The following is a 26,216-nucleotide window of genomic DNA, read 5'->3' as shown; positions in this document are numbered from 1 at the left end:
GCACTACACTGTCTTCCCATCGGCTTTGGGGAGAGCGCATCATGAACAAAGACGCCTTTAACATCGGCATCACCATCACCTTGCTCGCCACCCTCATCAGCGGCGGCAACCTGGCACGCGCCGCCACGCCCGAGGCAATGCCCGAAACCAACATCGGCGTTATCAGCGGTTCCGTCGCCCGCTCCACCTTCACCCAGGCCGTGGTCAACCGTGAGCCCAAAGAACCCATCAACGAACTGAGCAACGCTCAGCGCCACATCTATTATTTCACCGAACTCAAAGGCATGGCCGGCCAAACCGCCACCCATCGCTGGATCTATGACGGTCAGACCATGGCCGAGGTTAAGTTTGATGTCGGCGCACCGCGCTGGCGCGTATGGTCCAGCAAAACGCTCATGCCGGAGTGGACAGGGACCTGGACCGTGTCGGTATTAAACGAGTTGGGACAAGAGATATACAGCGAAAGCTTTGAATATATCAACGCCGCGACTGATTAAACGCCGCGCACGCCGGACCAGGAGTCCCGACACATCCATCAACAAACGGCCACGCCCACCGCCTTGCGACACCCCTCCTTTTTGAGCGCAGTTTAGCGCTGGCATGGCCAAACCTTAACTGACCAACACTGCGAGCAGTGATTACTGTCACCAAGCGCTTTCTCGTCGCCGACAACCAGAACGCAGGCAGGCGCCACAACCCGCCTCAAGCTAACCGAGCAGCCCGGGCAGTGCGTTTGAAATAGATTGCAGGTTCCGCATTCATACCGACGGAGTGACTCAGCGGCAATGCGCACGCAGGCTGTCGTAGCAGAACCGGACGAAAGAGCTAATTGTGTCTACTCCCCGATAGTCTGCTAGGCTAACCATACTTGAACAAACATCCATCTAAACTCTGTTCCTGAAACAGCGATATTTGGAGAAGGCGATTTGCTCAGGCGCGAGACGCCAATGACATCCATCATACCAAGCTGCTCGCCATAAACGATTTGGAGTCGATCCATGCCATTGCACAACACGCTCTGGATCCGTCGGATTCTACTTTTCTTCACCCTTACGCTACCGCTGTCCGCACATGCGCAAGGCTTCACCGTCGGCGCGGCATCACAGCCGGGCGTTACGGTCGTTACATCGGACTATGTCAGCGAAAAAGCATTGTCGGCGTTCGAAAGCACCACGGCACGTCTCGTTGCCGAGGGGCGCGCCACGGCCAAAGTGGATGACCCCCAGACGCAGCAGCGCTTTGACAAAGTCGCTTCAGAAATCCGAACGGAATTCGCCCAACGACTACACCAGCATCTCGATGAGCTGGAAGGCGATGGCGTGCTCGAAGTATCCGAGGTGACGGAAAAACTCGGCCACCTGCGCGAGGAGTTGCTGGACGAGCTTGAAATGATGCTGGACGCCATCCAAGACGGGCATCCACCGCCACCCTTGGTACGTAAGTATGACAGCGCGTGGGCTTACACGAAACAGGTCCTTGACTATACGGTGAAGGTGCGCAATGCCCCGATCGATTGGGGACGTTTTGCGCTCTATGTACTTGGTGGGCTAATGCTCGCTTGGCTCATAAGCAAGAGTATGGACCTCATCTCCCACGCCCTACGTTTAAAGTCCTGGCGCAGCATGGCATTGCTATTGGAATCTTCGGGCGCCCCCCTTTACATGGCCGCTGCCGCGACTGGAATATATCTGGGCCTTGAAACGCTTTGGATACCCGGCATTGCCGAACCGATGCTCGACAAGATCATCACGTCAGCCCTCATCATCGCCTTGTTCTGGTTTTTATGGGGTACAGCGAAGGCCTTGGCATCGGGGATTAGCTGGATCATCGGCAAGACCTATGACACCAATGTCGATCATCACATTGAATTGTTTATTCTCAGAGTTCTTCGGGTGATCGTACTGATCAGCCTCGCAGCCACCCTTATCAACGTTATACTCTCATCCGGGTTGACCGGTTTGCTCACCGGACTGGGTGTTATCGGTGTTGCCTTATCCTTCATCCTACGCGGTTCTATTGAGAATCTAGCTGCGGCCTTCACCTTATTTGGCGACAAACCGATCAGAGTCGGCGATCTCATGATCTACAAGGATTACTGGGGACGTGTGGAAGACATCGGCTTCAGGGCCGTACGTTTCCGCACCTTCGACGGCCACCTATTCAATATCCCCAACAGCGAAATCATTGACGAGGCCATCCAAAATGTCGGGGCCCGACCCTATATCCGACGTCGCTTCCGCATAAGTCTGACCTATGACACACCGCCGGAGAAAGTCGCCGAAGCGATGGATATTCTAAAAGACATCCTTCACGACCATGAAGGACAACCTGAAGATCAACCACCACATGTCTTGTTTGAGGCCTACGGTGAATACGATCTGCGTTTACTGGTGCAATATTATTTTCAACCGCCGGAGTATTGGGATGCCCTTGAGTTAGATAGCAAGATCAATCTACAGATTCTGAAACGCTTCAAAGAGGCGGGGCTGGAATTTGCATTCCCCACCAACACCACCGTTCTCAAGACGGACCCTGACGAGACCCCAGAACTGGTGTGGCGTGACGGCGCGGATACTGACGCTATAGAGAAGCCTGCGAAGGACAATAGCGCCGTCGACGGGGACGCCAGCCCCCCGAACAAGCGCCGGACGAATCCCGCCGAACGTTCCCGAACCGAGCGCCCCAACGAAGCCGAACACGGCAACCAAGACGGTTCCGATTGAACGCCAATGCGGCTCCATCTTGTCCATGTCCAGTCGATTGGGACAAGCCCGCACGATACCTTCGCCCTGCTATCGGCCTCATCGATGAGGCATTGATATTTTTCAATGCCACTGACAGCAACGCCGCGTAGTCTGCTTTAACCGATATACGCCAGACTTTATATGAGCACGGGATCGAGCCGAGATACGGGCTTACCCAAAAACACTGTCGGAAAAACACACATTAGACTAACGAGTCTGTAGAAAAACCCAAATACAAGTCTCACCACCATCACTCGCCTCAGTTAATATTTTACTACTCCCCATTTGATCCAATCCTCACCGAGAAATAATACAGATCAATTCTTCCCGATACTTGAGACCTATTCCATTCGTTATGCCCCATTCCACGCATATCGGTGTATTTTAAATATGTTGTGGATCATGCTAATCAATTGCCACTGACCGTTGACCTTCTGTTTTCCTCGCAGACTAAATCGCTTGAATCCTATACTGCTGGTGATATTTCCGAATACAGGTTCAACAGTGCCCAGTCGTTGGCTGTAGATATGCCGTCCCATGGCACTGTCGATCTTTTGTTTCATCTTCTCGATGAGACTGGTTTGTTGATGTTTTTTGGTGTTGCCTAGCTTTACGGCAAACTGGCGCGGGCTCTTTTGTTGCTCTGATCTGAGGCAGCGTTTTCTAAGATGACAGTGACGGCAATCATTTTCATAGCCCTGGAATTTCATGAACAGGCTGTTGCCGATTTTTGTCTCTTCGCACTGCAACCACATGGCATTGCCGGCGGGACAGATACAGGTTTTGTGCTTGAGATCGACCTTGAATTCATTTGAGGTGAAGCGCTCTTTGGGCTTGAGCCGTGTGACGGGCTTGTGGCGTTCGTAGTCCTTGAAACGGGGATCGCGTGATCGAAAGCCAACATCGGCGATGTAGCCGTCGAGCTTTTCCTGATCCAGGTATTGCAAGGCGCTTAGGTTGTGATAGCCGCTGTCGGCGGTGATCTTGATCTGGCGACGCTCCTGCTTGTTGAGTTTGAGATTGGCACTGGCCGATTCGAGGCTGGGCTTGAGCAGGTTGTGCTCCTGACCTTGACCGTGGGCTTCAGCACTGACGATGACCTGGTGCTTGGCGTCAACGGTGGCGACGCCGGTGTAGCCTTGAATGACGCCGTGACTGGTTTTCATCTTGGCGCTGTCATTATCAGTGATGTTGCTCTGTACGGTGCGACCACTGACGCCTTTGCGGTCGTCGTGGCTGTCGAGAAAGGCCTGGATCTTTTTGGCGGTCTTGGCCAGCTTTCGGCACTGTTGTTTTTGCCGCTCGACGATCGTTTCATCGAGACCATGCTTGTCTACTTCGCGATGTTTGCTGAGCATGCGCCGCACGGCCTTTTCCATTTTGAGCTTCTTTTTCTTAAGATCGGCCTGGGTGCCGCTCCACTCCTTGCTAGCATTGCTGGGCAGCTTGCAGCCATCGATGGCGAACATGTCTTTGCCGATCAGGCCTTCCTGGTCACAGACCATCAGTACCTGGAGGAACAGCTTTTCGATTTCTTGATGAGAGGAGGAAATAAAATCGGCGATGGTGGTGAAGTGAGGCTGACTATTGGCGGATATGGCTATAAATAGAATGTTATCGCGGCACAGCTGCTCGATCTTGCGGCTGCTGGTGATCCCTTTTGAATAGGCCAACAAAACAACCTTCAACAGGATCGCTGGATCATAAGCTGGACGCCCGCCATCATCGTTTTTGTAGCGATGGTGAAAAATGGAGGGGTCCAGGCACTCTTCAATGAGATAGGTGAGATTGTATTCGAAACTGCCGGGAAGTATCTGTCGATCAAACGACACCGGCAACATGGTCATCTGCTCGTAGCTGTAGTCTTTGAAGCGTGCCATCAATCCCCCCGACGATGTTTTTATATATAGAGTGATGTTAGCAAATTTGGGGTTTTTCTACAGCCTCAACGTTTAATTTCAACTCAAAGCGCAGGAGATTCCCATGGATAATCAGGCACTCAACAAAGAACTGGATCAGGTCAAATCAGATCTCTCAGATCTGCGCGAAGATATGGCCACCCTGCTGCAGACTATGAAAGCGTCCGGCGTTGCGCAAGGGCAGGAGTATTACGACCGCGCCTACGACAGTGCCCGCCGCACCGGTGAAGCGATACGCGACCGTGCCGAAGACACCTATGACGCCATTGGCAGAGAGGTAGAACAGCGCCCTTTAACAAGCGTGCTGGCGGCGTTCGCGACAGGCTTCGCCGTCGGCATGATATTGGATCGCCGCCGTTAAACGGCCGGACATCTATCTTGTTGGATGAATTTTTAAACAAAGGGCCCGGTGGGAAAATGCGCGCCTGGTGTAGAAGACGCGTTGCGGAGATGGGTCTGATGATATTCTTCGGTCTGGCGACACTGGGCGGACTGGGATTTATTGCCGTGGGTGCCTACGTCTCCGCACGCGAAGCGTATGCGCCGTGGCTTGCCGGACTGATGGTGGGCGCGGCAATAGTCATACTGGCCGTAATCGCAGGGCTAATCGTACATCGGATTACGCAGCGCCGCTCGCCATCAGCGCCACTTCCTGCGCCGCCTACGAAAGCGAACCAGGTACAGATAGACAACGCAGCTCATCTGGGCGAACTCATTGGAGGGCATGTGAGTCAGCGCGGCATTCGCACCACGGATGTGGCGATCGCCGCGCTGGTGGCCGGTGTAATCCTGAATACCGGCCCGGCGGTACGCAACCGTCTCAAGAAGCGCCGCCGTAAACAAAGACCCAACATAGACACAGGGCCGGCAAGGCCTCGGCGTCACTATCGCCGTAATCGCCCCAAATAGCACCCATTTCCGTGCCGGATTTTTCACTCAGGAACAATCAGCGTTCAGTACTGGGGTTAATCCTTGTAATCGGCCTGGCCTTGTTTATGCTATGGCCAGGCTCAAAAATATTTTTAGTGCTGTTCGCCGCCGTATTGTTGGCCGTATTCATCAACGCCATCGTGAGTTTAATTCCCTCTCAACGATCCGAGCCCTCATTAATACTACGAGTCGGAGTCATCTTGCTGCTGGTCTTCCTGATGACCCTATTTTTTGTGCTCATCGGTCCCGGCTTCGGCAGCCAAATGGCACAACTGACTGAGCGCTTACCCCTCGCCATAGACCGATTACAAGCCGTAGTGACGCATAAATCCTGGTGGACAGATCTTCAGAAAAATTTGCCACTTGAAAACCTACAGCCGGATGGCGCACAGATCATGAGTGGGATAACAGGTATATTCTCCACCACCATGGGCGCCATGACCAATATGTTCCTAACGGTTCTTATCGGATTTTATATTGCCATCCAGCCACAGTTATATCTAGGCGGCTTCCTACACCTGGTCCCAAAAGTAAACCGTGACCGGGCGCGGCAACTCATGCGCGCTTTGAATCACGCCTTGAGCTGGTGGATGCTGGGTCGCCTTGCGTCAATGGTAGTCGTCGGCGTGTTGACCACCGCCGGCCTAATGCTGATTGATATGCCGCTGGCCTTGGTGCTAGGGGTCATTGCCGGGCTGTTCGCCTTTGTGCCATACATCGGCCCTATTGCATCGGCTGTACCCGCCATTCTGCTGGGATTACTGGAATCTCCGCTGACGGCCGGATACGTGATCGCTATTTATACCCTCGTCCAGTTTATCGAAGGTAACTTTCTAACCCCTTGGATCCAGAGACGCGCCGTCGCGCTCGCTCCCGCCGTCTTGCTTACCATGCAATTTTCCATGGGACTATTCTATGGCCTGTTTGGAGTGTTGATCGCCACCCCCCTGGCAGTAGTCGCGATCGTGACGATTCAGATACTCTACGTACAAAACATACTTGGCGACCCAGTACGCCTCCTCGGCGAACACAGCCCTAACCAGAAATAGCCAGCCAGCGCCTGATACTTGGCAATGAAAAGCGCTGTACATCGTTGATGCGCCTATGCAACCGTGGCCTACCGTTGCCCTCCAAAAATCCCTGTCCGGCGGATACATACCTAATCTAATGTCCGGTGATGCCCAGAATGAAAAACTCCAGCACCATAAATCAGCGCCGACTGCCAATGCTTGTCACGTATTTCACCGCTTATTACTATGGCGCACGCCGACCGACGAACAGTGAAATGACAAATGCAATCAGAAAAACAACAAACAGTACCTGAGCTATCCATGCGGCCGTACCGGCAATCCCGGTAAACCCCAACACCGCTGCAATCAATGCGATCACGAGAAACGTTATTGCCCAAGACAACATGACGAACCTCCTTTCTTGACTAGACGAAAACCTTTAAGCTGGGCGACTTGATCGGGACAGTCGCTACATTATCGATTGACGACCCCACGTGTCAGCGCACCCACTACCCCTGAGTTACACGCCCATCACGTAATTTCATGCAATAGGGAGTTCACGCCGATGCAATATACCTCTCCTGGGTAGTCAATGGCATCTCTAGTTATATCTATTTCTTGCCCAAATTGCCTTCTAGCGACTGTATCTTCTTTTCAGCTTCATCGCGTTCATAGCCATATAGCTCTTGCAAACGCCCGATAAGCTTGGTCACATCCCCTTTCGCCTGATCTACGTCATCATCCGTTAATTTGCCCCACTGGCTGAGGACTTCGCCACGGAATTGATTCCAATTACCCTCAATTATGGATTTATTTATCGCCATGCTCTAATCCTCTTTATGAATGAACTGTTTATCGAAAACACATCAATGCAGACGTGACTTCTCTATCTATACCAAGGTCACATCGTCTCAAACAAATCCACTTCTCGCATTGACAATTCTCAATAAACCCATCGCTCACACGCCACTCCAAGCCAATGCCTGAAATTGGCTCGCGGGCATAGCGGGTATACGTAAACATTTTTTGCAGATATATTCCAATCCATCTACCTATTTCGAGACGGCTCCCAGTATCTTCAAGATCGCCGCGCTATCGGCAAACTTCCGCGAGGTAACCACGCCTTCGTTACATCCACATCAACAGCCGCGGCCCCACAGGCAGATTTTCCACAAGCGCAGATTTAACGTCCGCTGCGATCGCCGCTAACGCGACTGCAACAGCGCCTTTCAACACCGCCTCGCCCTCGCCCAGACTTACCGAAAGGATCGCAAGCGTAGCGTCACTCTGAATCTGAATGCCTGCCACTCTATATCGAAGTCGTTCATGCGGAAATCACGGGCGCTTCGACCTTCCACAGGTGTGGATACAGAGCGCGGGCGGCAGATAAGACTCGACGAGTAGGATAACGAGCATTACCATCGCAAGCCGTCCGGCCAATGAGATTTCCATCCACTTAACACTCGATCTCATAGTGTTTCGCTCCCTGTGCCTGTCAGCCGAATATCGCCGGGAGGCATACTGTGGCAGACATTGTGCCGGGGCCATCGGACTCATTATCCGCAGCTCTGCCTTTCCTACCCGAACAGCTGTTATACGGCAGATTGAGCGCTAAAAAAAAGGCGACACACCGGCCGCCGCCCCAACTGACTTGATCACCCCCAATACAAACTTGTTTTTTTCATTGTCTTCCATATCGATGTGATCCTTCGGCCCAAACGCCACAACAGGCGCCCCTTCTTCATTGACCATTGCACTGCCATCGGGATGACGCTGGATGCGGTATTGATAGACCCCTGGCCGCCCCTGGTCCAATTGTTTTCGTGGCCTTTGTGTAAGCCGCCGGGAAAATTCACGCGACCATACTGCGATAACGATTTCGCTGTTAGTCGCCATACTTAAGGGTGATAGGTTGTAGGTGCCAATCAAACTGACAATATTGTCGAAGCTAGCCAGTTTGGCATGCACCATTTGCTTATCGTCATTGGCATACAGTTTTAGTGTCGGAACAGCACTAAGAATATAGGGCCACTGTTCCAGGAAAAAAGCCTGACTCACAATACTTTCTGACGCTTCCGGACTATTGGTAAACAAGGTAATGGGAACCCCGTTTTTCGATGCCTGCGCGAACACCCCGAGAGTTTCTTCAGACACCATGACATACGGGTTTTGGATAAATATTTCCTCACGGGCAGAGTTAACCAAACGCGTACCCGCAAGGGATATGGCATCCCCCGGCATACCGAACCTTGCGGCGCTGTCAAGCACGCGAATCTCAGCGTTGAGGTAGGGCGGCAAAGGTGTCGATAGATTCCCTTCTAGATGAGCCATTGCCAACATCTCTTCCCGCCACTCATGCGCCTCACTCACAATCTCCTTAACACGCCCCTGTCCCTCACCACGCAACCAACTATCCATGGCCTGATATGCCCGGTTTAAATCCGCCTTTTGCGTGTTTAGGTTCAATATTTCGCTTGAGACCGGTTCAGCGCCATCAGACAGAAACTGGGTTTCGAACGCCGTCGTAAGCGCTTGTGCCGCGCCTTGGTCCGACACCTCCACTTCCACATCCCGGAATACCATCTCTGCATCGGCCGGGTGCGAAAAATATTCCTTGGCGATGTTTCTACCGCCGGTAATCGCGCGTTTGCCGTCCACAACTAGGATCTTATCGTGCTCACTCGCCACGGCGACCGCCACGCTCAGGTGTATAATCCCCTGCAGAACGCGATCATACAGTGGCCGGTACATCCGTATCTCGACATTGCCTGTATTCACCAGGGCATCTAGATAATCGTTTCCCTCCAAATCCCACGACAACCTCGAACCATAGGCATCAAGCAGGATACGCACCTTGACACCTTCCTTAGCCTTCTTTAATAAGTGGCTTAGAAAGGCGATGCCGAATACATCCTGCTTGAGTATGAAGTAGCTAACATCGATGCTCTGCCGGGCTTTATCGAGCAGATCCCAGCGCGCTGCCCAGGCAAGATTGTTATCATTCAAAAGGCGTAAATCCGCACGCCCTGCCCCATACGCCGGGAATGTTTCAAACACTTCTCTTAAACTCATGCCCTCATCGTAACTGTCCAGCTGCATGAGTTGAGTCGGTGTCTCCGGTCGCCCTCCGTAAAAATCAAACAACGTATTAAATATCACCCAGCCTGCAAGGACGCCTAGCACAATCACTGCTGCAATCTTTGTTTTTCTCATGCCAAGTCACCTAATTCCCAAGCACCCACCTTAACCCCCAGAGGCCGATCACTAATCCAGTTATCGTGGCCATGCTGGCACACTTGTGCCTTTCAATCAGCGCCTGCGCCCCATCACCGTATTTCCATACGAGTAGCGCCAGGCTGAAATACCGCACTCCTCTTGATATAAAGGTTGCCAAAAGGTAGCCAAACAAAGAATATTTCGCAGCACCGGCCGCAAGCATGGCGATTTGAAAGGGGATAGGTATCAGCCCGACACTCAGCACAAACCAAAACCCGTTATTTCTGATTTGCGCTAATGCTTTCTCATATTGCTGCGTGTTTCCGAACAGATTCACAATCTGCTCCCCGATCGCACTGACAAACCAATAGCCGATGGCATACCCCACTATTGCGCCTAACAGGCAACCCACCAGGGCGGCGCCTGACAGCCACCAGAGACGCTGACGATTCGCTTGCATCGCAGGAACGAGCACCACCTCCAAGGGCACAGGCACCACGGTCGATTCGGCAAACGAAGCAATCGCCATGCCGCTCACCAGATGCTTGGAAGTGACAAGCCTTTCGAATCTCTGCCGCAGAGTTGTGCTTACGATATGTATATTCATCCGTGCTCTGTAAACAAGCTACGCCTGCTTCGTTGACTGCGTGAGGCCACCACTATTAGCACAATTTTCAACAGCGCGCATTGGCATAAATATCGAGAACCACACATCGCATTCTATTGCCATGAATTCTTATAATCGGATAAAACGCCTTGTATCCGCGCGTACCGAGCCTATGGTTGGCAAAGCGTCTTTTAGGCCTTGGCGATATATGCAGATATAGAAATTATCGCAACGTATAAAGAGATCGATCAACGGAACAAAGCCAAGGCCTACAAGACAGACAATGGCGCCATTGGCTACTGGCGTGTTGGTTACAGAGGACGATGATACAAAGCACAGACCCGGTGTAACCAATTAATCAGAAGGCGTTGAAAAAAATGACACCATTATGACTTGGGCTGAATACATCGATAGAGCGTTTCAAGAATGCTACAGATCCCAAATGCAAGGGCATCCGACCGCCACAGACTCTAGCGCGCCAGGCCGATGGCCAATAGCATGTTCCCCTGCAGGCAAACTCTTTAGGAGCCGGATTGCGGCTTTGGCATTTGTGGCGCCCCCTATTAGCCAGCACTGCCAGGATACCAGCCCGCCAATAGTCAGATAGACGATCCCCGGGCACCGTAACCTGCCTGGGCGGCTCAACAAGTACGGCCCGTTTTTCCATTAAGCATACACGCCGGCCAATGCAATCAAGCACGCCACGAATCACACCCCATAATTGATCCAATTGATCGCCACCGAAGTCAATGCCAACAATCACCCGGATCACCTCGTCCCCGTAGAGCGTGAGTTATTGCTCAGCTTGACCCTGATCGTCCCTCATAAACACCTTTTTTCCGGTCATCCCTAGGAGCAATATCACCAAGCCCGCCGCAACTGCACCGCCGATCATGCCCCAGGCCACTTCGCCCGCCACCATGGCCCGGTATAAGCTTTGTGCACCGAATATCATGACACCGGTCATCGGCACAAAAATGGCCATAGAGGCGATCATATATATCCAAAACGGAATATTGGTCAACCCCAACACATAGTTATTTATGGCAAAAGGAAACATAGGCATAACCCTTAGAAACGGAATAGCCAGCCAATGGTTGGTCTCCACCCATCGACGAACCTTATGATAGTCGTCCAGGCCCGACAATTGTTTTTCTAGTCTATCCTTGGCCACATAGCGCGACATAAAAAACGCCACCGTCGCGGCGATTGTTGTCGCACTCAGCATGGTGACATACCCCCACAGCGTCCCGAATAACAGCGCGGCGAGTATAGTGAAAGGCGTACCGGGCAATAAGAATAGCATCGCCACGATATATAATGCGCCAAAGGCGACCGGTCCCCAGGCACCCAGTCTCCAGCTCCATTGCTGCGCCGTTTCGAAATAGCTCTGCAGATCGACTATCCGCCCCAGAATGAATATAGCGAGGATTAGCCCCCCTGGAACAATCAGGGTTTTCCACGTGTTCTTATTGTAGATCCAATCCTTGCGAGCGCGGCGCCGCTTCATGCTCGAGGTGTTCGCGCTGGCTTGTGGTGGATATTTCGGCCGCCTATCTTCATTTGCGCAGCGCCCTGGAAAATTGCGCCAGCGCGGCACCCGCGTTGGCGTGCATTTCGTTTATTATCGAGATCTCGCCGTCCGGCAGCTCATGCCGCAATGCTTCTTCAATCGCATTTTTCACATCTCTCTCAAGGTCTTCGGCCTTGTGCAATAACACGTCTCGTTCTCTATCCGCCATTGCCGCGCGCAGCCAGACGCCGAGGCGCTGCAAAGTTTCCAAATCGGGATCGGGCCGGCTGGGCAGCTCACCCATTCCTCGAACCAGACTATCCAGGCAGGCGACCTGGCCTCGGTGCATTGCCGCCAAGCGGCGAAACATATTACTTAAGTCGTCCGAATCGACACTATCGGCGAACTTCTGGTAGTGGTCTGCCGCGACCTGGCATGCGTGCGTGATTTTATCCAATGCTACAGAGCCATCGTTTCTCAAGATCATTGTCCCTCCGGAGGCATTGCCTAAGCCTCATCTTCTGACCGATAGTCTCTGGGAACGATTACCGTAAGGGCCTTTCGAGAAACCGTGAAATGCGCCGGCGTGCGCGTAAGCAATTCCCCATCGGTATCAAGAACCATTGACTTAACCGTCTCAATGTCGATATTCCGCCCCCGACGCAACAATACTTGATCATTATGTTGGATATCTCCACGCCGCAGCGCCGGGATCAATTTCACCAATCCAGCGATGCTTTGCGGCTTCACACTGGACATATACAGCTGTTGGTATCGATGCGGGCGTCAGACATAATGGTCACCCCACCACCGTAGTGACGTCCATTACCCACGGCAACGTGGATGGATCTTACCCTTTCCTCTTTTCCATCGACACGAAGCGTAAGTTCGAAGGGGTGACGAGTCTTGAGCGCAAGGTAAAGACTGCGCAAGTATGCCAGCACGCCCCAGCGTTGCTTGCCCTGCTTCGATATCTTCTGCGTCACCTTAACCCCGACACCGATATTGGCAACATTAAAAAAGTGCTTGCCGTTGACATTACCCAGATCAATTTCGTGCAACTTCCCATTGATAAGGCTAACGCACGCCGGGACAATGTCGGCTCGAAGACTCAAGGTGCGCGCCAAATCATTCGCTGTTCCCAGCGGAATCAAACCTACCGGGCGTTTGCACTGAATCAAGGCCTCGGCGGCTCGGTTCAGCGTCCCGTCGCCGCCACCGATGATTATGCGCTCCATATCCGCACCATAGCGCTGGATCAATTCTGGAATTTCATTCGGTTGAGCGGGATATTCTTCCCTAAGGCGCCACCCCGCTTGGCGCAAGACATCTATTCCCGCGCACAGATCGGACTGCCCCTTGCGCGCCTTTTTATTCACAACTAAAAGGGTATCCGCAATCATAGTCAGGACATCCAGCTGTGAGTTGCCAGCCTTATTGGTTCAAGCATTGATTTGGGGCATCAGCAATACCCACACGGATTACATTATGTTATTTGGGATTATTTTTCTTAGGACAGCATTGAAAAATATCAATGCCTGAGCCTCATTGAAAGAAGCCACATCAGGCGCCGACAAAGAGGGGACCCGAGCCCAGGGTACTTAGGGAGGCGCGCGATGGGCGCGGACGCCCTGTCTGGCGCGTATCGGTTTTGCTAGAGGAAATACCGCGATGCTTATTATGTTCATGTCACCACGCCAGTCGCCCGGGCAACTTCCCGAGCTAGGGCGTACAATGGCCACGGCAACGGTGAATTAGTGATGGCACAACAAGGAGATGTTATGGGCATTGAAGTCGGTGGGTTATTAGGCCTAATTATTCTGGTATTGGACGTATGGGCTATAGTCAAGATAATTCAAAGTGCTGCAGGTACTGGCGCCAAGGTCCTTTGGATCGTGGTGATCCTGGTGCTGCCCGTATTGGGATTGATTCTCTGGCTATTATTCGGCCCCAAAGACGCTTGATAAGCGTCGGTGTACAGCGCCGCCCGGCCGTTTCGTAACGAGCGCCACCTTGTCCCACGCCGACGGCGAGAAACAGCTGCAGCGTGGGGCTGTTGGGGCTTACCTGGCGCGCCTTGCCCGTTTGAATATAGATAGCACCCAATGTAGTCGCGCACTCAGTGCTCGCGCGTGGCATGAAACGCCACATCCGGGTACTTCTCCTGTGCTAACTGCAGATTCACCCGCGTCGGCGCGATATAGACCAACTGCCCTGCCCCGTCGATAGCAAGATTATCCGCCGCCTTTTTCTGGAACTCGGCGAACTTCTTTTCATTCTCACAGCTCACCCACCGAGCGGTGGCTACTTGCACCGGCTGAAACATACAATCGACCTTGTACTCATCCTTGAGTCGCTGCGCCACCACATCGAATTGCAACACACCGACGGCGCCGAGAATCAGATCATTGTTGTTGAGCGGTTTGTATAACTGGGTCGCGCCCTCTTCGCAGAGCTGTTGCAAGCCCTTTTGCAGGGCCTTCATCTTCATAGGGTCCTTCAACTGGGCGCGCCGAAACAGCTCCGGTGCGAAGTTGGGAATGCCGGTGAATTTGAGCTCCTCACCCATGGTGAAGGTGTCGCCGATCTGGATGGTGCCGTGGTTATGCAGGCCGATGATGTCACCGGGGAAGGCCTGTTCCACATGATCGCGATCACTGGCCAGGAAGGTGATGGCATTGGAGATCTGCACATCGCGGGCGATGCGCACATGACGCATCTTCATGCCCTTGTTATAGCTGCCGGAGCAGACCCGCATAAAGGCGACCCGGTCTCGATGTTGCGGGTCCATATTGGCCTGAATCTTGAACACGAATCCGGTGAACTTATCTTCGCCCGGTTCGACCCTGCGCGTGCGCGTTTCGCGCGGCTGCGGCGGCGGCGCCCATTCAGCGAAGGCATCGAGCAATTCCTTGATGCCGAAGTTGTTGATGGCGGAACCGAAGAATACCGGTGTCAGCTCGCCGTTGCGATAGGCCTCGAAATCGAAGGCGTGACTGGCGCCGCGCACCAGCTCAATCTCTTCGCGCACCTCCGCCGCCAGGGTACCCCATAATGCATCCAGGCGCGGATTATCCAGACCCTGGATCACTTCGCCGTGCTGGATCCTGCCGCCGTGCGTGGCACTGAACAGGTGGATGCGGTCGTTGTAGAGATCGAACACGCCCTTGAAATTCTTGCCCATGCCGATGGGCCAGGTGATGGGGGCGCATTGGATCTTGAGCACGTCTTCCACTTCATCCAGCAACTCGATCGGCTCGCGGCCTTCGCGGTCGAGCTTGTTGATGAAGGTGATGATGGGCGTGTCGCGCAGGCGGCAGACCTCCATCAGCTTGACGGTCCTCGCCTCCACCCCCTTGGCGCAGTCGATCACCATCAGGGCCGAATCCACCGCCGTGAGCGTGCGGTAGGTGTCTTCGGAGAAATCCTCATGGCCCGGGGTGTCGAGCAGGTTCATGATCTTATCGCCGTGGGGGAACTGCATCACCGAAGTGGTCACCGAGATGCCGCGCTGCTTTTCCATCTCCATCCAGTCAGAGGTGGCGTGACGCGCCGCCTTGCGCCCCTTGACCGTGCCGGCGAGCTGAATGGCACCGCCGAACAGCAGCAGTTTTTCCGTGAGCGTGGTTTTACCGGCATCGGGGTGGGAGATAATGGCGAAGGTGCGGCGGCATGCCGCTTGATCACTGAGCTGGGACATAAGCCTCTGTTTCTACGACTGTAAGGGCGGTGATTTTAACCTTATTCGCACGCGTCTGTCCGCCCCCTGCAAAAAAATTTGGCCTTACATACAGCACCCGCTCAATAATGTATTTGAATTACACTTTAAATATGTTACTGTTCCAAAGTCACATTCAGATAAAGGTAGATTCTACCAATAACTTTGTTTGCACCACCCAATGATCCAATACAAACAACCACGAGGAGAGCACCATGAGTGAAAGCCTGTATGACCGTATCGGGGGAGAAGCCGCCGTTGACGCAGCCGTCGACCTGTTCTATCGCAAAGTACTCGCCGATGACCGCATCAACCAGTTTTTCGAAACCACCGATATGGACAAGCAACGCGCCAAGCAGAAGGCGTTCCTCACCTTCGCCTTTGGTGGCCCGGCCAATTACAGCGGCAAAGACATGCGCGCCGCCCACGCCCACCTGGTCGCCCGTGGGTTGGACGACAGCCACTTCGATGCCGTCATGGAAAATCTCGGCGCCACGCTGAAAGAGCTGGGCGTTGCCGACGATCTCATCGGCGAAGCCGCAGCCATTGCCGAAAGCACCCGTAACGACGTCCTCGGACGCTAAGCACCCCCCTTCCACGCCATGCCAAATATCACCTATGCAGAACACACCTACGCATGTCGCAGCGACGAATCCGTGCTGGAGTGTCTGGCGCGGCATGGCGTGGAACTCTCTTCTTCCTGTCGTGCCGGCGTCTGCCAAACCTGCATGGTCAAAGCCACCAGCGGCGCACCGCCGTCCGAGGCGCAAAAGGGCCTGAAGCCCCAACTACAGCAACAGGGCTACTTCCTGGCCTGCATCTGCACGCCGGCGGAGGATTTGACCGTGGGCGCCGCGGACGAGGCCGATCTGCCCCGCAGCGACGCTACGGTGATGGACAAGACCCCTTTTAACGAGACCATTGTGCGGCTGCGCCTGAAACCGGAATCCGCCTTCGATTACCGTCCCGGTCAGTTCATCAACCTGCACCGCGACGACGGCCTGATACGCAGTTATTCCATCGCCAGCCTGCCCCGGGACGGCTATCTCGAACTGCACGTAGAACATATTGCCGGCGGCCGCATGAGCGCTTGGATACGAAATGAGCTGGCAGCGGGCGAGACACTGCAAATCGACGGCCCGCACGGCGATTGCTTTTACATCGACAGCGCCCCGGAACAAAATTTATTGTTGATCGGCACCGGCTCGGGATTGGCACCGCTATACGGCATTGTTCGCGATGCCCTGGCACACGGCCACCGCGGCCAGATCCACCTGTTCCACGGCGGCCGCGAGCGCGGCAAGCTCTATCTGATCGACGAACTGAAACAACTCGCCGAGCAGCACGACAACATGTTTTATACCCCCTGTCTCTCCGGCCCGGACAACCACGGCTTCGCCGCAGGTCGCGCCAATGAGCTGGCCTTGCAACAGTTCCCCAAACTCGACGGCTGGCGCGTCTACCTCTGCGGCCATCCGGAGATGGTCAACAACACCAAGAAGAAGGCCTTTCTCGCCGGCGCCAATTTCGATCAGATTCACGCCGATCCGTTTACCTTCAGCGAAGCCGGGGCGCCGGCCTGATCGAGCGCATCCCCGCGACCCCAGCGCACCTCCGCAAAGCAGCGCCCAGCCAATTCAAGCCTCACCCGCATTTCTCCCCAGGGCTTCAGATTACCGCTTTGGGACCGATCTAAGTATCTGTATTATCTTAGCCTGAACCAAACTTAGAGAGTGCCGCATGAGCGATATCATTGAGCTTCCCCTGCCCCCCCTCAGTGACCGGGACAATGCGCCCATCCTGACCAACTCGGCCGTCACCGTATTTTATATCAACGGCCGCCGCGTGGACGGCAAGCTCAGGGCCTTTAAGGTCGAAGAAGGCAAGATCAGGATTCTGCAAGCTCAGGACAAGCAGGAAACCGAAATCCTGATGTACGACATCAAGGCCATGCACCTGTCCACGCCGCTGCAATGGGTGCAGGACATGAGCCTGATCAAAAGCAGTAAATCAGGCCTGAAGACATGCGCCGAACTGCAGGAATTTTTGATCACCTTTAAAGACCATACCAAGCTGCGCGGCAAAACCTTCGGCACCCGGGTCGACAAGAACGGCCTGCACCTGTTCAAGGAGCACGGCAGCAACCAGTATCTGCGCCAGTACATCCATATTTTCATCCCCCGATCCTCCATCGAGAGCAATCTGATCGGCGACCAGATCGGTGACATCCTGGCCAAGGATCACAATGTGCCGAGCGAAGAGATCGAGCTGGCGGTCAAGGAGCAGCAGGCGGCGCGGGCCAAACCCCTGGGCGAATTCCTGGTCGAGAACAAGATCGTCAACGAAAAGCAACTCCAGGCGGCCCTGAGTCGGCAGAAGAGCATGCCCAACCTGAAACTGGGCGAGATCCTGATCAGCGAAAGCCTGATCACCGAGGATGATCTTGAAGACGCCCTGGAACACCAGAAGCGCAACCGCCAGAAACCCCTGGGGGAGATCCTGGTGGACAAGGGCATCATCAACCGTGACCAGATTCAGCAGGCCCTGGCCAAGAAACTGGGCATTCCCTTCGTGCATATCCAGGAGTTCAAGGTCACCCCGGATATCATCAACCAGATTCCCGCCGATCTGGCCTTCAAGCACAAGGTGGTGCCCCTGTCGCTGCACGAAGGCAAGCTGATCCTGGCCATCGAAAACCCCATGGACTGGACCGCGCTCGACGCCCTGCGTTTCAACACCAACAAATACATCGAGCCGGTGATGGCCAGCGCCGAGGACATCAACTGGGCGCTGCAATTCCATTACACCTCGGACGACATCCTGCACCGCATCGACGACCTGGAGGACGAAGAGGCCTTCGACGACGGCGCGCACAACGACAGCTTCTCTTTCAAAGAGGAAGACGTCACCATCTCCGACAACATCATTGTCAAGATCATCAACAAGATCATCATCGACGCCCATCAACAGGGCGCCTCGGACGTACACATCGAACCCAATCCGGGCAGGACCAAGGTGGTGGTGCGTTTTAGAAAGGACGGCAGCCTGTACGTCTACCACAAGTTCCCGGCCCAATACCGCAACGCCCTGATCTCGCGCATCAAGGTCATGGCGCGCATGGACATCTCGGAGAAACGCAAACCCCAGGACGGCAAGATCAGTTTCAAGAAGTTCGGCCCGGCCAACATCGAGTTACGTGTCGCCACCCTGCCCACGGCCAATGAGCTGGAAGACGTGGTGATGCGTATTCTCACCAGCGGCAAGAACATCCCCGTCAACGCCCTGGGGCTGAGCATCAATAACCGCGACCGTTTGCTGGATGCCGTCTCCAAGCCCTATGGCCTGTTCCTGGTATGCGGCCCCACCGGCTCGGGCAAGACCACCACCCTGCATTCGGTGCTGGGCCATCTCAACAACGCCGAACGCAAGATCTGGACCGCCGAGGATCCGATCGAAATCACCCAGCCGGGGCTGCGTCAGGTGCAGGTCAACCCCAAAATCGGCCTCGACTTCGCCGCCGCCATGCGCGCCTTTCTGCGTGCCGACCCGGACGTCATCATGGTCGGTGAGATGCGTGACGCCGAGACCGCCGGCATGGGCATCGAAGCCTCGCTTACCGGTCACCTGGTGCTCTCCACCCTGCATACCAACAGTGCCGCGGAGAGTCTGGTACGCCTGTTGGACATGGAAATGGACCCGTTTAATTTCGCCGACGCCCTGATCGGTATTTTGGCCCAACGTCTGGCCAAGACGCTGTGCCCCAACTGCAAACGTTCCTACCAACCCGATGACCAGGAGCTGCAACACCTGGCCCACGAATACATCAAGGACATGCTGCCCCCCCATTTCGGCGCAGCGGAGCAACAGCCGTATATCGACGACCTGATTGCGGACTGGCGCAACCATCACGCTAACAAGCGCGGCGGCTTCACCCTCTACAAACCCACCGGCTGTAACGATTGCAACGATACCGGCTACCGCGGCCGCATCGGCCTGCATGAACTGATGATCGCTTCGCCCAAGATCAAACAGAAGATCGTCGCGCGCACTCCGGCGGCGGAACTCCATTTCGAAGCGCTCAATGAAGGCATGCGCACCCTCAAACAGGACGGCATCGAAAAGATCCTGCAAGGCTATCTCGACCTGCCCCACGTCAGGGCGGTGTGTATCCGCTGATCGCGGCGCGGCGATACGGGTGACGGCCCGCCCCGTAATTTCCTATAATGCTGAACGAAGCGACACGCCGGTGTCGGCCCGACTCACACATTCAGTCATTATCGGTCATTATGAGAAATCTAACCTTAGCCAATCTCGCGCTACTCGCCCTGCTGAACAGCAGCGCCCTGCCCGCCGCCCAATCCTCGGCCGTGGGGCTGATGTATCACCACTTCGGCGTGGAAAAATACCCCAGCACCAACATTCGTCTGGAACAGTTCGAGCAACACCTGGACTATCTCGCAGATAGCGACTTCAAGGTACTGCCGCTGATGACGGTGTTGGACGCCCTGCAGACCGGCGAGACGCTGCCCGACAAGACCGTGGTGATCACCATGGACGATGCCTACGACAGCATCTACAGCCAAGCCTATCCGCGCCTCAAGAAGCGCGGCTGGCCGTTTACGGTGTTCGTTTCCACCGACTACATCGACAAGGGCTTTTCCAATTACATGAGCTGGCAACAGATGCGTGAGATGCAACAACACGGCGCCAGCTTCGGCAATCATTCGCGTAGCCACGACCATTTGATCCGGCGCCTGCCCGGCGAAACCGAGGCGCAATGGCGTCGACGCGTCACCGATGACATTCGCAGCGCCCAGCAACGTCTTGACGATGAACTCGATGCCGTTATCGACGTCATCGCCTACCCCTATGGCGAATATAATTTGGCGCTGGCGCAAATGGTGGCATCGCTGGGCATGGTCGGCATGGGCCAACACTCGGGCGCCATGGGTGTCACCTCGGACTTCCGCTTCCTGCCGCGTTTCCCCATGGCGGAGGATTTCGGCGACCCGGATGAGTTCGCCACCAAGGTGTCGAGTCTGGCCATGCCGCTGCAGCAAACGCCGCCGGTGAATCCGGTCACCGACGCGGCCCGGCCCACCCTGACACTGAGCTTCGAGCGCCAACACGCGCCGCTCACGCAGCTGAGCTGCTTCGCCAGCGGTCAGGGACGCATCGAGGTGAAATGGGTACGTGAATACCAGGCCCAGATACGGGCCGATAAAGATTTGCCCGCGGGACGCAGTCGCTATAACTGCACCGCCCCGGCGGGCGAGTCAGGACGCTTCTATTGGTTCAGCCAGCCGTGGATTCGCCCTGGCGGGACTGACTGAAGGCCGCAGTGGAACGATCCAGCTCAACGGCGTCCAGCAGGCTCACCAAGCGGTTACCGCGCATCATCAGCTGCAGCTCATCGATATACGCCTGACCGCGGGCGGAATAGGCCTCCAGCCCGGTGGCCAGCGCCACGGCATCCAGGGCTCCACCCGCATCGCGCATTTGGGCGCGCATCACGCGCAAGGATTGATACGCCGGATTGGTGTTGAGATTGCGCAGATAGGCGCGCACCGAGGCATCGATGGACGGAAACGAACGCACCGCATAACTGGCGCCCTCGGGACGGCCCAGGGGCACGATGCCCTCCGCCTCGCGATAGGTCCATTGACCGAAGAGATTATTGCCCAGGCGGGAAAAACGCGACGTGCCCCAGGCGCTCTCATTAGCGGCCTGGGCCAGCACCAGCGCCGGCGGCACCACATCAACGCGGCGCAGCAACAAATGCTGGGCGCGCGCGCTCTTGATGTCATGCTTGATCTTGTACTGGTGGGCAATGGCCTGCAGCCAGGCGCGCTGACTGTCATCCAAATGTCTCACGCCCGTGTCCAACAACTCGACAACTTGGCCGCGCAGTTCGCGTAGCTTTTCGTTTTCCGCCAGCACGATGGGCAACAGGGCGCGAAAGAACAGCGACTTCTTCCTGTCCACATCCTGGATCTTGCCGAGATCGGCGGGCAGGGTCGACACCTCCACCGGCGGCACCTTGCCCTGCGGTGGCCAGTGGTAGCCCAGCCGGTCAAAGGCCGCCTCCAATTCGCTGGCCGAAGAGACTTTAAGCCGTTCCAACTGCAAACGCTCATCCAGGCGCGCCCCTTGCGGAATAAAACCGGTCAGCAACAGCGCCACCAGCAACGGAAACAAGAAGGCTAGAATATTGTTAATCGATAGTTTCATGATCATTTTGACCTGCCAATTGGTTTTTTACTCCAGCCACAGCCGCGCATTGCGGAACATACGCAACCATGGGCCGGCCTCGGCCCAGTCATGCGGCCGGGAGGAATACTGCACGGCACGGAAGACCCGTTCCGGATGGGGCATCATGATGGTGAAACGCCCGTCTACGCTGCTCAGGCCGGTGATGCCTAACGGCGAACCGTTGGGATTGGCGGGATAGGCCTCGCTGGCCTTGCCGTAATTATCGACATAACGTAGTCCGACAATACCCGCGTCCAGGGCCTGCTGCGCACCGGCGGCGCTGCCGAATTCGGCGCGGCCCTCGCCATGGGCCACGGCGACGGGGATGCGCGAGCCCGCCATGCCCTGCAAAAAGACGGACGGCGACTCGAGCACTTCCACCAGCGAGAAACGCGCCTCGAACTGTTCCGAGGTATTGCGCACGAAGTGGGGCCAGAGTTCAGCGCCGGGAATCAACTCGCGCAGATTGGACATCATCTGGCAGCCGTTGCAGACACCCAGGCCGACGCTGTCGCGGCGCTCGAAGAAGGTTTGAAATTCATCGCGGGCGCGGGCGTTGAACAGGATCGACTTGGCCCAACCCTCGCCGGCGCCCAGCACATCGCCGTAGGAGAAACCGCCGCAGGCCGCCAGGCCCTTAAAATCCTTGAGCGAGACGCGCCCGGCAATGATGTCGCTCATGTGCACATCGACACTGTCGAACCCGGCGCGCTCGAAGGCCGCCGCCATCTCCACTTGGCCGTTGACCCCCTGCTCGCGCAGCACCGCCATGCGCGGGCGCACGCCGCTGTGGATGAAGGGCGCGGCCACGTCTTCCGCCTGGTCGAAGCTGAGATGGGGGTGGATGCCCGGATCGTCGCCATCCAGCAGCCGATCGAATTCCTGCCGGGCGCAATCCGAGTTGTCGCGCAGCGCCTGAATGCGGTAGCTGGTCTCGCTCCAGGCGCGCTGCAGATCGATGCGCGATTCACTCAGCACAGGCCGGTGCTCGAAGGTAAACTCGACCACGTCCCTGTCGTTCAACTGACCGATCAGGTGGCTGTGCTGAGCCAGTCCGGCAGCGTGCAGCACCTGCATCACCACGTCGCTGTCACTGTGGCGCACCTGGATCACCGCCCCCAGCTCCTCGTTGAACAGGGCGGCGGCGTGGTCATCGCCCAAGTCGTCCAGTTGCACCGTGACACCGGTATGACCGGCGAAGGCCATTTCGGCAATGGTAGCGAACAGGCCGCCGTCGGAACGGTCGTGATAGGCCAGCAGCATTCCCAGCTGGTTCAGATTCTGGATGGTATTGAAAAAATCCTTCAGCGTGCCGGCGTCGTCCACGTCCGGGGCATGGTGACCCACCTGTTTGTAGACCTGCGCCAGGCAGGAGCCTGCCAAGCGCTTGCGGCCCTTGCCCAGGTCGATCAGGATCAGGTCGGAATCGCCCTGGTCGCGGCGCAATTCCGGGGTCAGGGTCTGGCGGATGTCGCCCACCGGGGCGAAGGCGGAGATGATCAGCGACATGGGCGCGGTGACGCTCTTCTGCACGCCGTCCTCGCTCCACACCGTCTTCATGGACATGGAATCCTTGCCCACCGGGATGGCGATGCCCAGCGCCGGGCACAGCTCCATGCCCACCGCCTTGACCGCCTCGTAGAGCCCGGCGTCCTCGCCCGGATGACCCGCCGGGGCCATCCAGTTGGCCGACAGCACCACCCGGCCGAGCTCGATGATGTCGGCCGCCGCCAGGTTGGTGAGCGCCTCGCCTACCGCCATGCGCGCCGCGGCGGCGTGGTCCACCAGGGCGATGGGCGTACGCTCGCCCATGGCCATGGCCTCGCCGCGGTAGCCGTCGAAGCTGGTGGCGGTGACGGCCACATCGGCCACCGGCACCTGCCAGGGGCCGACGAACTGGTCGCGCGCCACCAGGCCGGTAACCGTACGGTCGCCAATGGTGATCAAAAAACTTTTACTCGCCACCGCAGGCAGGCGCAGCACGCGGTAGGCGGCGTCTTTGATATCAATCCCGGCGGTGTCGAAGTCGGGCTTGTGAAAGGGCTTGTGATGGGCCTGGCGCAGCATCTTGGGGGGCTTGCCCAGCAGCACCTCCATGGGCATGTCCACCGGAGTGTTGTCGAAATGGCCGTCGCCGACGATCAGCTGCCGCGCCTCGGTGGCCTCGCCGATGACGGCGAAGGGCGCACGCTCGCGCTCGCACAGGGCGGCGAAGTGTTCCATGTCTTCGGGCGCGATGGCCAGGACGTAACGCTCCTGGGCCTCATTGCACCAGATCTCCATGGGCGTCATGCCGGGCTCATCGTTGGGCACGGCGCGCAGTTCGAAACGGGCGCCGCGACCGGCGTCGTTGACCAACTCGGGCATGGCGTTGGAGAGCCCGCCGGCACCCACGTCATGGATGGAGATGATGGGGTTGGCGTCGCCCAGCTGCCAGCAGCGGTCGATCACCTCCTGGCAGCGGCGCTCGATTTCGGGGTTGCCGCGCTGCACCGAGGCGAAGTCCAGATCCTCGGCGCTGGCGCCGGTGGCCATGGATGAGGCCGCACCGCCGCCCAGGCCGATCAGCATCGCCGGGCCGCCCAGCACCACCAGTTGGGCGCCGGGGGGAATGCGCTGCTTCTCCACGTGTTCGGGGCGGATATTGCCCAGGCCGCCCGCCAGCATGATGGGTTTGTGATAGCCGCGCAGCTCGGCGCCATTCGGCCCGGGGACGAGCTCCTCGAAGGTACGGAAATAGCCGTTGATGTTGGGGCGGCCGAATTCATTGTTGAAGGCGGCGGCGCCCAAGGGGCCATCGATCATAATGTCCAGCGCCGAGACGATGCGGCCCGGCTTGCCATGATCCGTCTCCCAGGGCTGTTCAAAGCCGGGAATGCGCAGATTGGAGACGGAAAAGCCGCACAGCCCGGCCTTGGGCTTGGAGCCGCGCCCGGTGGCGCCCTCGTCGCGGATCTCGCCGCCGGCGCCGGTGGCCGCGCCGGGAAAGGGCGAGATGGCGGTGGGATGGTTGTGGGTCTCCACCTTCATCAGGATGGCGGTGTCCTGCGGGTGATAGGCGTATGTACCGGTCGCGGGATCGGGGTAGAAACGCCCGGCATGCTGGCCCTCGATCACCGCCGAGTTGTCGGAATAGGCCGACAGGATGCCCTCGGGGTGCCGCTCATGGGTGTTGCGGATCATCTTGAACAGCGACTTGTCCTTGCTATCACCGTCAATAATCCAGTCGGCATTGAAGATCTTGTGGCGGCAGTGCTCCGAGTTGGCCTGGGCGAACATCATCAGCTCGATGTCGTTGGGGTTGCGCCCCAGCGCGGTGAAATTCTCCACCAGGTAGTCGATCTCGTCCGCGGCCAGGGCCAGGCCCCAGTCGCGATTGGCCACGGCCAGGGCGTCACGGCCGCCGCCCAGGATGTCGACGCTGCGCAGCGGGCGCGGCGCTTCGTGTTGGAACAGCCCCTCGGCCTCCTCCAGACAGGGAAACACCACCTCGGTCATACGATCGTGGATCAACGGCAGGATAGCGGCCTGTTCGGCGTCAGTCAGCGCCGCGCCGTCGCCCTTCTGAATGTAATAGGCACTGCCGCGCTCGAGACGATTGATACTGCTCAGACCGCAGTTGCGGGCGATATCGGTGGCCTTGGAGGACCAGGGTGAGATGGTGCCGGGACGCGGCACCACCACCAGCAGCGCGCCCTGCGGCGGCTCGACTGCCAGCGTGGGCCCGTAGCTCAGCAGGCGCTCAAGCAGGCGCTCTTCGGCACTGCTCAGGCGCTGCTCCAGATCAGCGAAATGGACGAATTCGGCATAAACATGCCTCACCGCCGGCACGCGAGCCTGAATGGCGTCGGTCAGTTTTTGCAGCCGAAAGGGGGATAAAGCTGGATTACCGCGCAGTTGGAGCATCACCGTTCCTGAATCTGAGAGTGAGAGAGCGAGCTATTTTACTTGATTCAGTGGGTTGGGGCGAATTGCTAAGCGGTGAGAATCGCTGGGTGAAAAACGTGCCTATAGGGCTAATGAAAGTACCAACGCGGTCGAAACACTCACTGGAATGGCCTTACAAACCTAAAGGCTATTTGACTGAAAAGCTCAGGAATTCAATGCATGTCTCCCGAGCTTGCACGACTAACCGCAAAGGAGTTATCACAATGGAATGGGCATATATTCAAATCGCATCACTGGTCGGACTGGTGTCACTGGTCCTGTTCATCGCCGCCGCCGATCATCGTCTCAACAAAGCCAGGCGGGACGAGCGTTCCTGAAGCGCTTAAGGCGGGGTGGCCCCATGACGGCCCACCCCGCTG

At 56.5% G+C, this 26,216-nt stretch carries 21 protein-coding genes; 10 read left to right on the top strand and 11 right to left on the bottom strand.

Annotated features, from left to right (window positions below):
- The first annotated feature begins 41 nt into the window (after positions 1–41).
- Both Tel_04345 and Tel_04340 read left to right on the top strand, forming a co-directional pair.
- Complete coding sequence (locus Tel_04345) at positions 42–497, top strand: hypothetical protein (GenBank protein ID ALP52435.1); 456 nt, start codon at positions 42–44, stop codon at positions 495–497.
- A 501-nt stretch (positions 498–998) separates the two neighbouring features.
- Positions 999–2,723: a hypothetical protein gene (locus tag Tel_04340; GenBank protein ID ALP52434.1), complete on the top strand. Its 1,725-nt coding sequence runs from the start codon at positions 999–1,001 to the stop codon at positions 2,721–2,723.
- Positions 2,724–3,097: 374 nt separating this feature from the next.
- Here the strand turns inward: Tel_04340 and Tel_04335 are convergent, their stop codons facing one another.
- Positions 3,098–4,624 (bottom strand): transposase, encoded by a 1,527-nt coding sequence (locus tag Tel_04335; GenBank protein ID ALP52433.1) that lies wholly within the window; start codon positions 4,622–4,624, stop codon positions 3,098–3,100.
- A gap of 103 nt (positions 4,625–4,727) precedes the next feature.
- Here Tel_04335 and Tel_04330 point away from each other — a divergent pair, with 103 nt between their 5' ends.
- The 3 genes from Tel_04330 to Tel_04320 all read left to right on the top strand — a co-directional run bounded on the left by Tel_04330 (position 4,728) and on the right by Tel_04320 (position 6,642).
- The gene (locus Tel_04330) at positions 4,728–5,024 is read left to right on the top strand and encodes a hypothetical protein (protein ALP52432.1); all 297 of its coding nucleotides are present in this window, start codon (positions 4,728–4,730) and stop codon (positions 5,022–5,024) included.
- A gap of 89 nt (positions 5,025–5,113) precedes the next feature.
- Positions 5,114–5,572 carry a hypothetical protein gene (locus Tel_04325; GenBank protein ID ALP52431.1) on the top strand — a complete coding sequence of 153 codons (459 nt, stop codon included), beginning with the start codon at positions 5,114–5,116 and terminating at the stop codon, positions 5,570–5,572.
- An 11-nt stretch (positions 5,573–5,583) separates the two neighbouring features.
- Positions 5,584–6,642, top strand: coding sequence for a hypothetical protein (locus tag Tel_04320; protein ALP52430.1), 1,059 nt, complete (start codon positions 5,584–5,586; stop codon positions 6,640–6,642).
- Between the two features lie 572 nt (positions 6,643–7,214).
- Here the strand turns inward: Tel_04320 and Tel_04315 are convergent.
- The 7 genes from Tel_04315 to Tel_04285 all read right to left on the bottom strand — a co-directional run bounded on the left by Tel_04315 (position 7,215) and on the right by Tel_04285 (position 13,342).
- Positions 7,215–7,427, bottom strand: coding sequence for a hypothetical protein (locus Tel_04315; GenBank protein ID ALP52429.1), 213 nt, complete (start codon positions 7,425–7,427; stop codon positions 7,215–7,217).
- 304 nt (positions 7,428–7,731) lie between these two features.
- Positions 7,732–7,911, bottom strand: coding sequence for a hypothetical protein (locus Tel_04310; protein ALP52428.1), 180 nt, complete (start codon positions 7,909–7,911; stop codon positions 7,732–7,734).
- Between the two features lie 303 nt (positions 7,912–8,214).
- Entirely contained in the window at positions 8,215–9,816 is a 1,602-nt protein-coding gene (locus tag Tel_04305; protein ALP52427.1) for a hypothetical protein, read from the bottom strand.
- Positions 9,817–9,826: 10 nt separating this feature from the next.
- Complete coding sequence (locus Tel_04300) at positions 9,827–10,426, bottom strand: alkaline phosphatase (GenBank protein ID ALP52426.1); 600 nt, start codon at positions 10,424–10,426, stop codon at positions 9,827–9,829.
- A 793-nt stretch (positions 10,427–11,219) separates the two neighbouring features.
- Entirely contained in the window at positions 11,220–11,936 is a 717-nt protein-coding gene (locus Tel_04295) for a hypothetical protein (GenBank protein ID ALP52425.1), read from the bottom strand.
- A gap of 49 nt (positions 11,937–11,985) precedes the next feature.
- Positions 11,986–12,426, bottom strand: a complete 441-nt coding sequence (locus Tel_04290) for a hypothetical protein (GenBank protein ALP52424.1) — start codon at positions 12,424–12,426, stop codon at positions 11,986–11,988.
- A gap of 259 nt (positions 12,427–12,685) precedes the next feature.
- Positions 12,686–13,342, bottom strand: a complete 657-nt coding sequence (locus Tel_04285) for a hypothetical protein (protein ID ALP52423.1) — start codon at positions 13,340–13,342, stop codon at positions 12,686–12,688.
- Positions 13,343–13,720: 378 nt separating this feature from the next.
- Between Tel_04285 and Tel_04280 the strand changes: the two genes are divergently transcribed.
- On the top strand, positions 13,721–13,903 hold the full coding sequence (locus Tel_04280; protein ID ALP52422.1) for a hypothetical protein: 183 nt from the start codon (positions 13,721–13,723) through the stop codon (positions 13,901–13,903).
- A gap of 155 nt (positions 13,904–14,058) precedes the next feature.
- Here Tel_04280 and prfC read toward each other — a convergent pair whose 3' ends face one another.
- Complete coding sequence (gene prfC / locus Tel_04275; protein ALP52421.1) at positions 14,059–15,639, bottom strand: peptide chain release factor 3; 1,581 nt, start codon at positions 15,637–15,639, stop codon at positions 14,059–14,061.
- A gap of 233 nt (positions 15,640–15,872) precedes the next feature.
- On the opposite strand from prfC, the gene Tel_04270 reads away from it, so the two are divergent.
- The 4 genes from Tel_04270 to Tel_04255 all read left to right on the top strand — a co-directional run bounded on the left by Tel_04270 (position 15,873) and on the right by Tel_04255 (position 20,990).
- On the top strand, positions 15,873–16,241 hold the full coding sequence (locus Tel_04270; GenBank protein ALP52420.1) for a globin: 369 nt from the start codon (positions 15,873–15,875) through the stop codon (positions 16,239–16,241).
- 18 nt (positions 16,242–16,259) lie between these two features.
- Positions 16,260–17,240 (top strand): oxygenase, encoded by a 981-nt coding sequence (locus Tel_04265; protein ALP52419.1) that lies wholly within the window; start codon positions 16,260–16,262, stop codon positions 17,238–17,240.
- 157 nt (positions 17,241–17,397) lie between these two features.
- Entirely contained in the window at positions 17,398–19,833 is a 2,436-nt protein-coding gene (locus Tel_04260; GenBank protein ID ALP52418.1) for a hypothetical protein, read from the top strand.
- A gap of 110 nt (positions 19,834–19,943) precedes the next feature.
- Complete coding sequence (locus Tel_04255; protein ID ALP52417.1) at positions 19,944–20,990, top strand: hypothetical protein; 1,047 nt, start codon at positions 19,944–19,946, stop codon at positions 20,988–20,990.
- Here Tel_04255 and Tel_04250 read toward each other — a convergent pair.
- Both Tel_04250 and Tel_04245 read right to left on the bottom strand, forming a co-directional pair.
- On the bottom strand, positions 20,953–21,894 hold the full coding sequence (locus Tel_04250) for a hypothetical protein (protein ID ALP52416.1): 942 nt from the start codon (positions 21,892–21,894) through the stop codon (positions 20,953–20,955). The two genes, Tel_04255 and Tel_04250, sit on opposite strands and share 38 nt — an antisense overlap.
- Before the next feature lie 21 nt (positions 21,895–21,915).
- Positions 21,916–25,815, bottom strand: a complete 3,900-nt coding sequence (locus tag Tel_04245; protein ID ALP52415.1) for a phosphoribosylformylglycinamidine synthase — start codon at positions 25,813–25,815, stop codon at positions 21,916–21,918.
- Between the last annotated feature and the right edge of the window lie 401 nt (positions 25,816–26,216).

This window comes from Candidatus Tenderia electrophaga (assembly GCA_001447805.1).
Classification (GTDB): Bacteria; Pseudomonadota; Gammaproteobacteria; order Tenderiales; family Tenderiaceae; genus Tenderia; species Tenderia electrophaga.
Note: the sequence above shows the minus strand (reverse complement) of the source record. Positions and strands in the feature narration are given on the sequence as shown.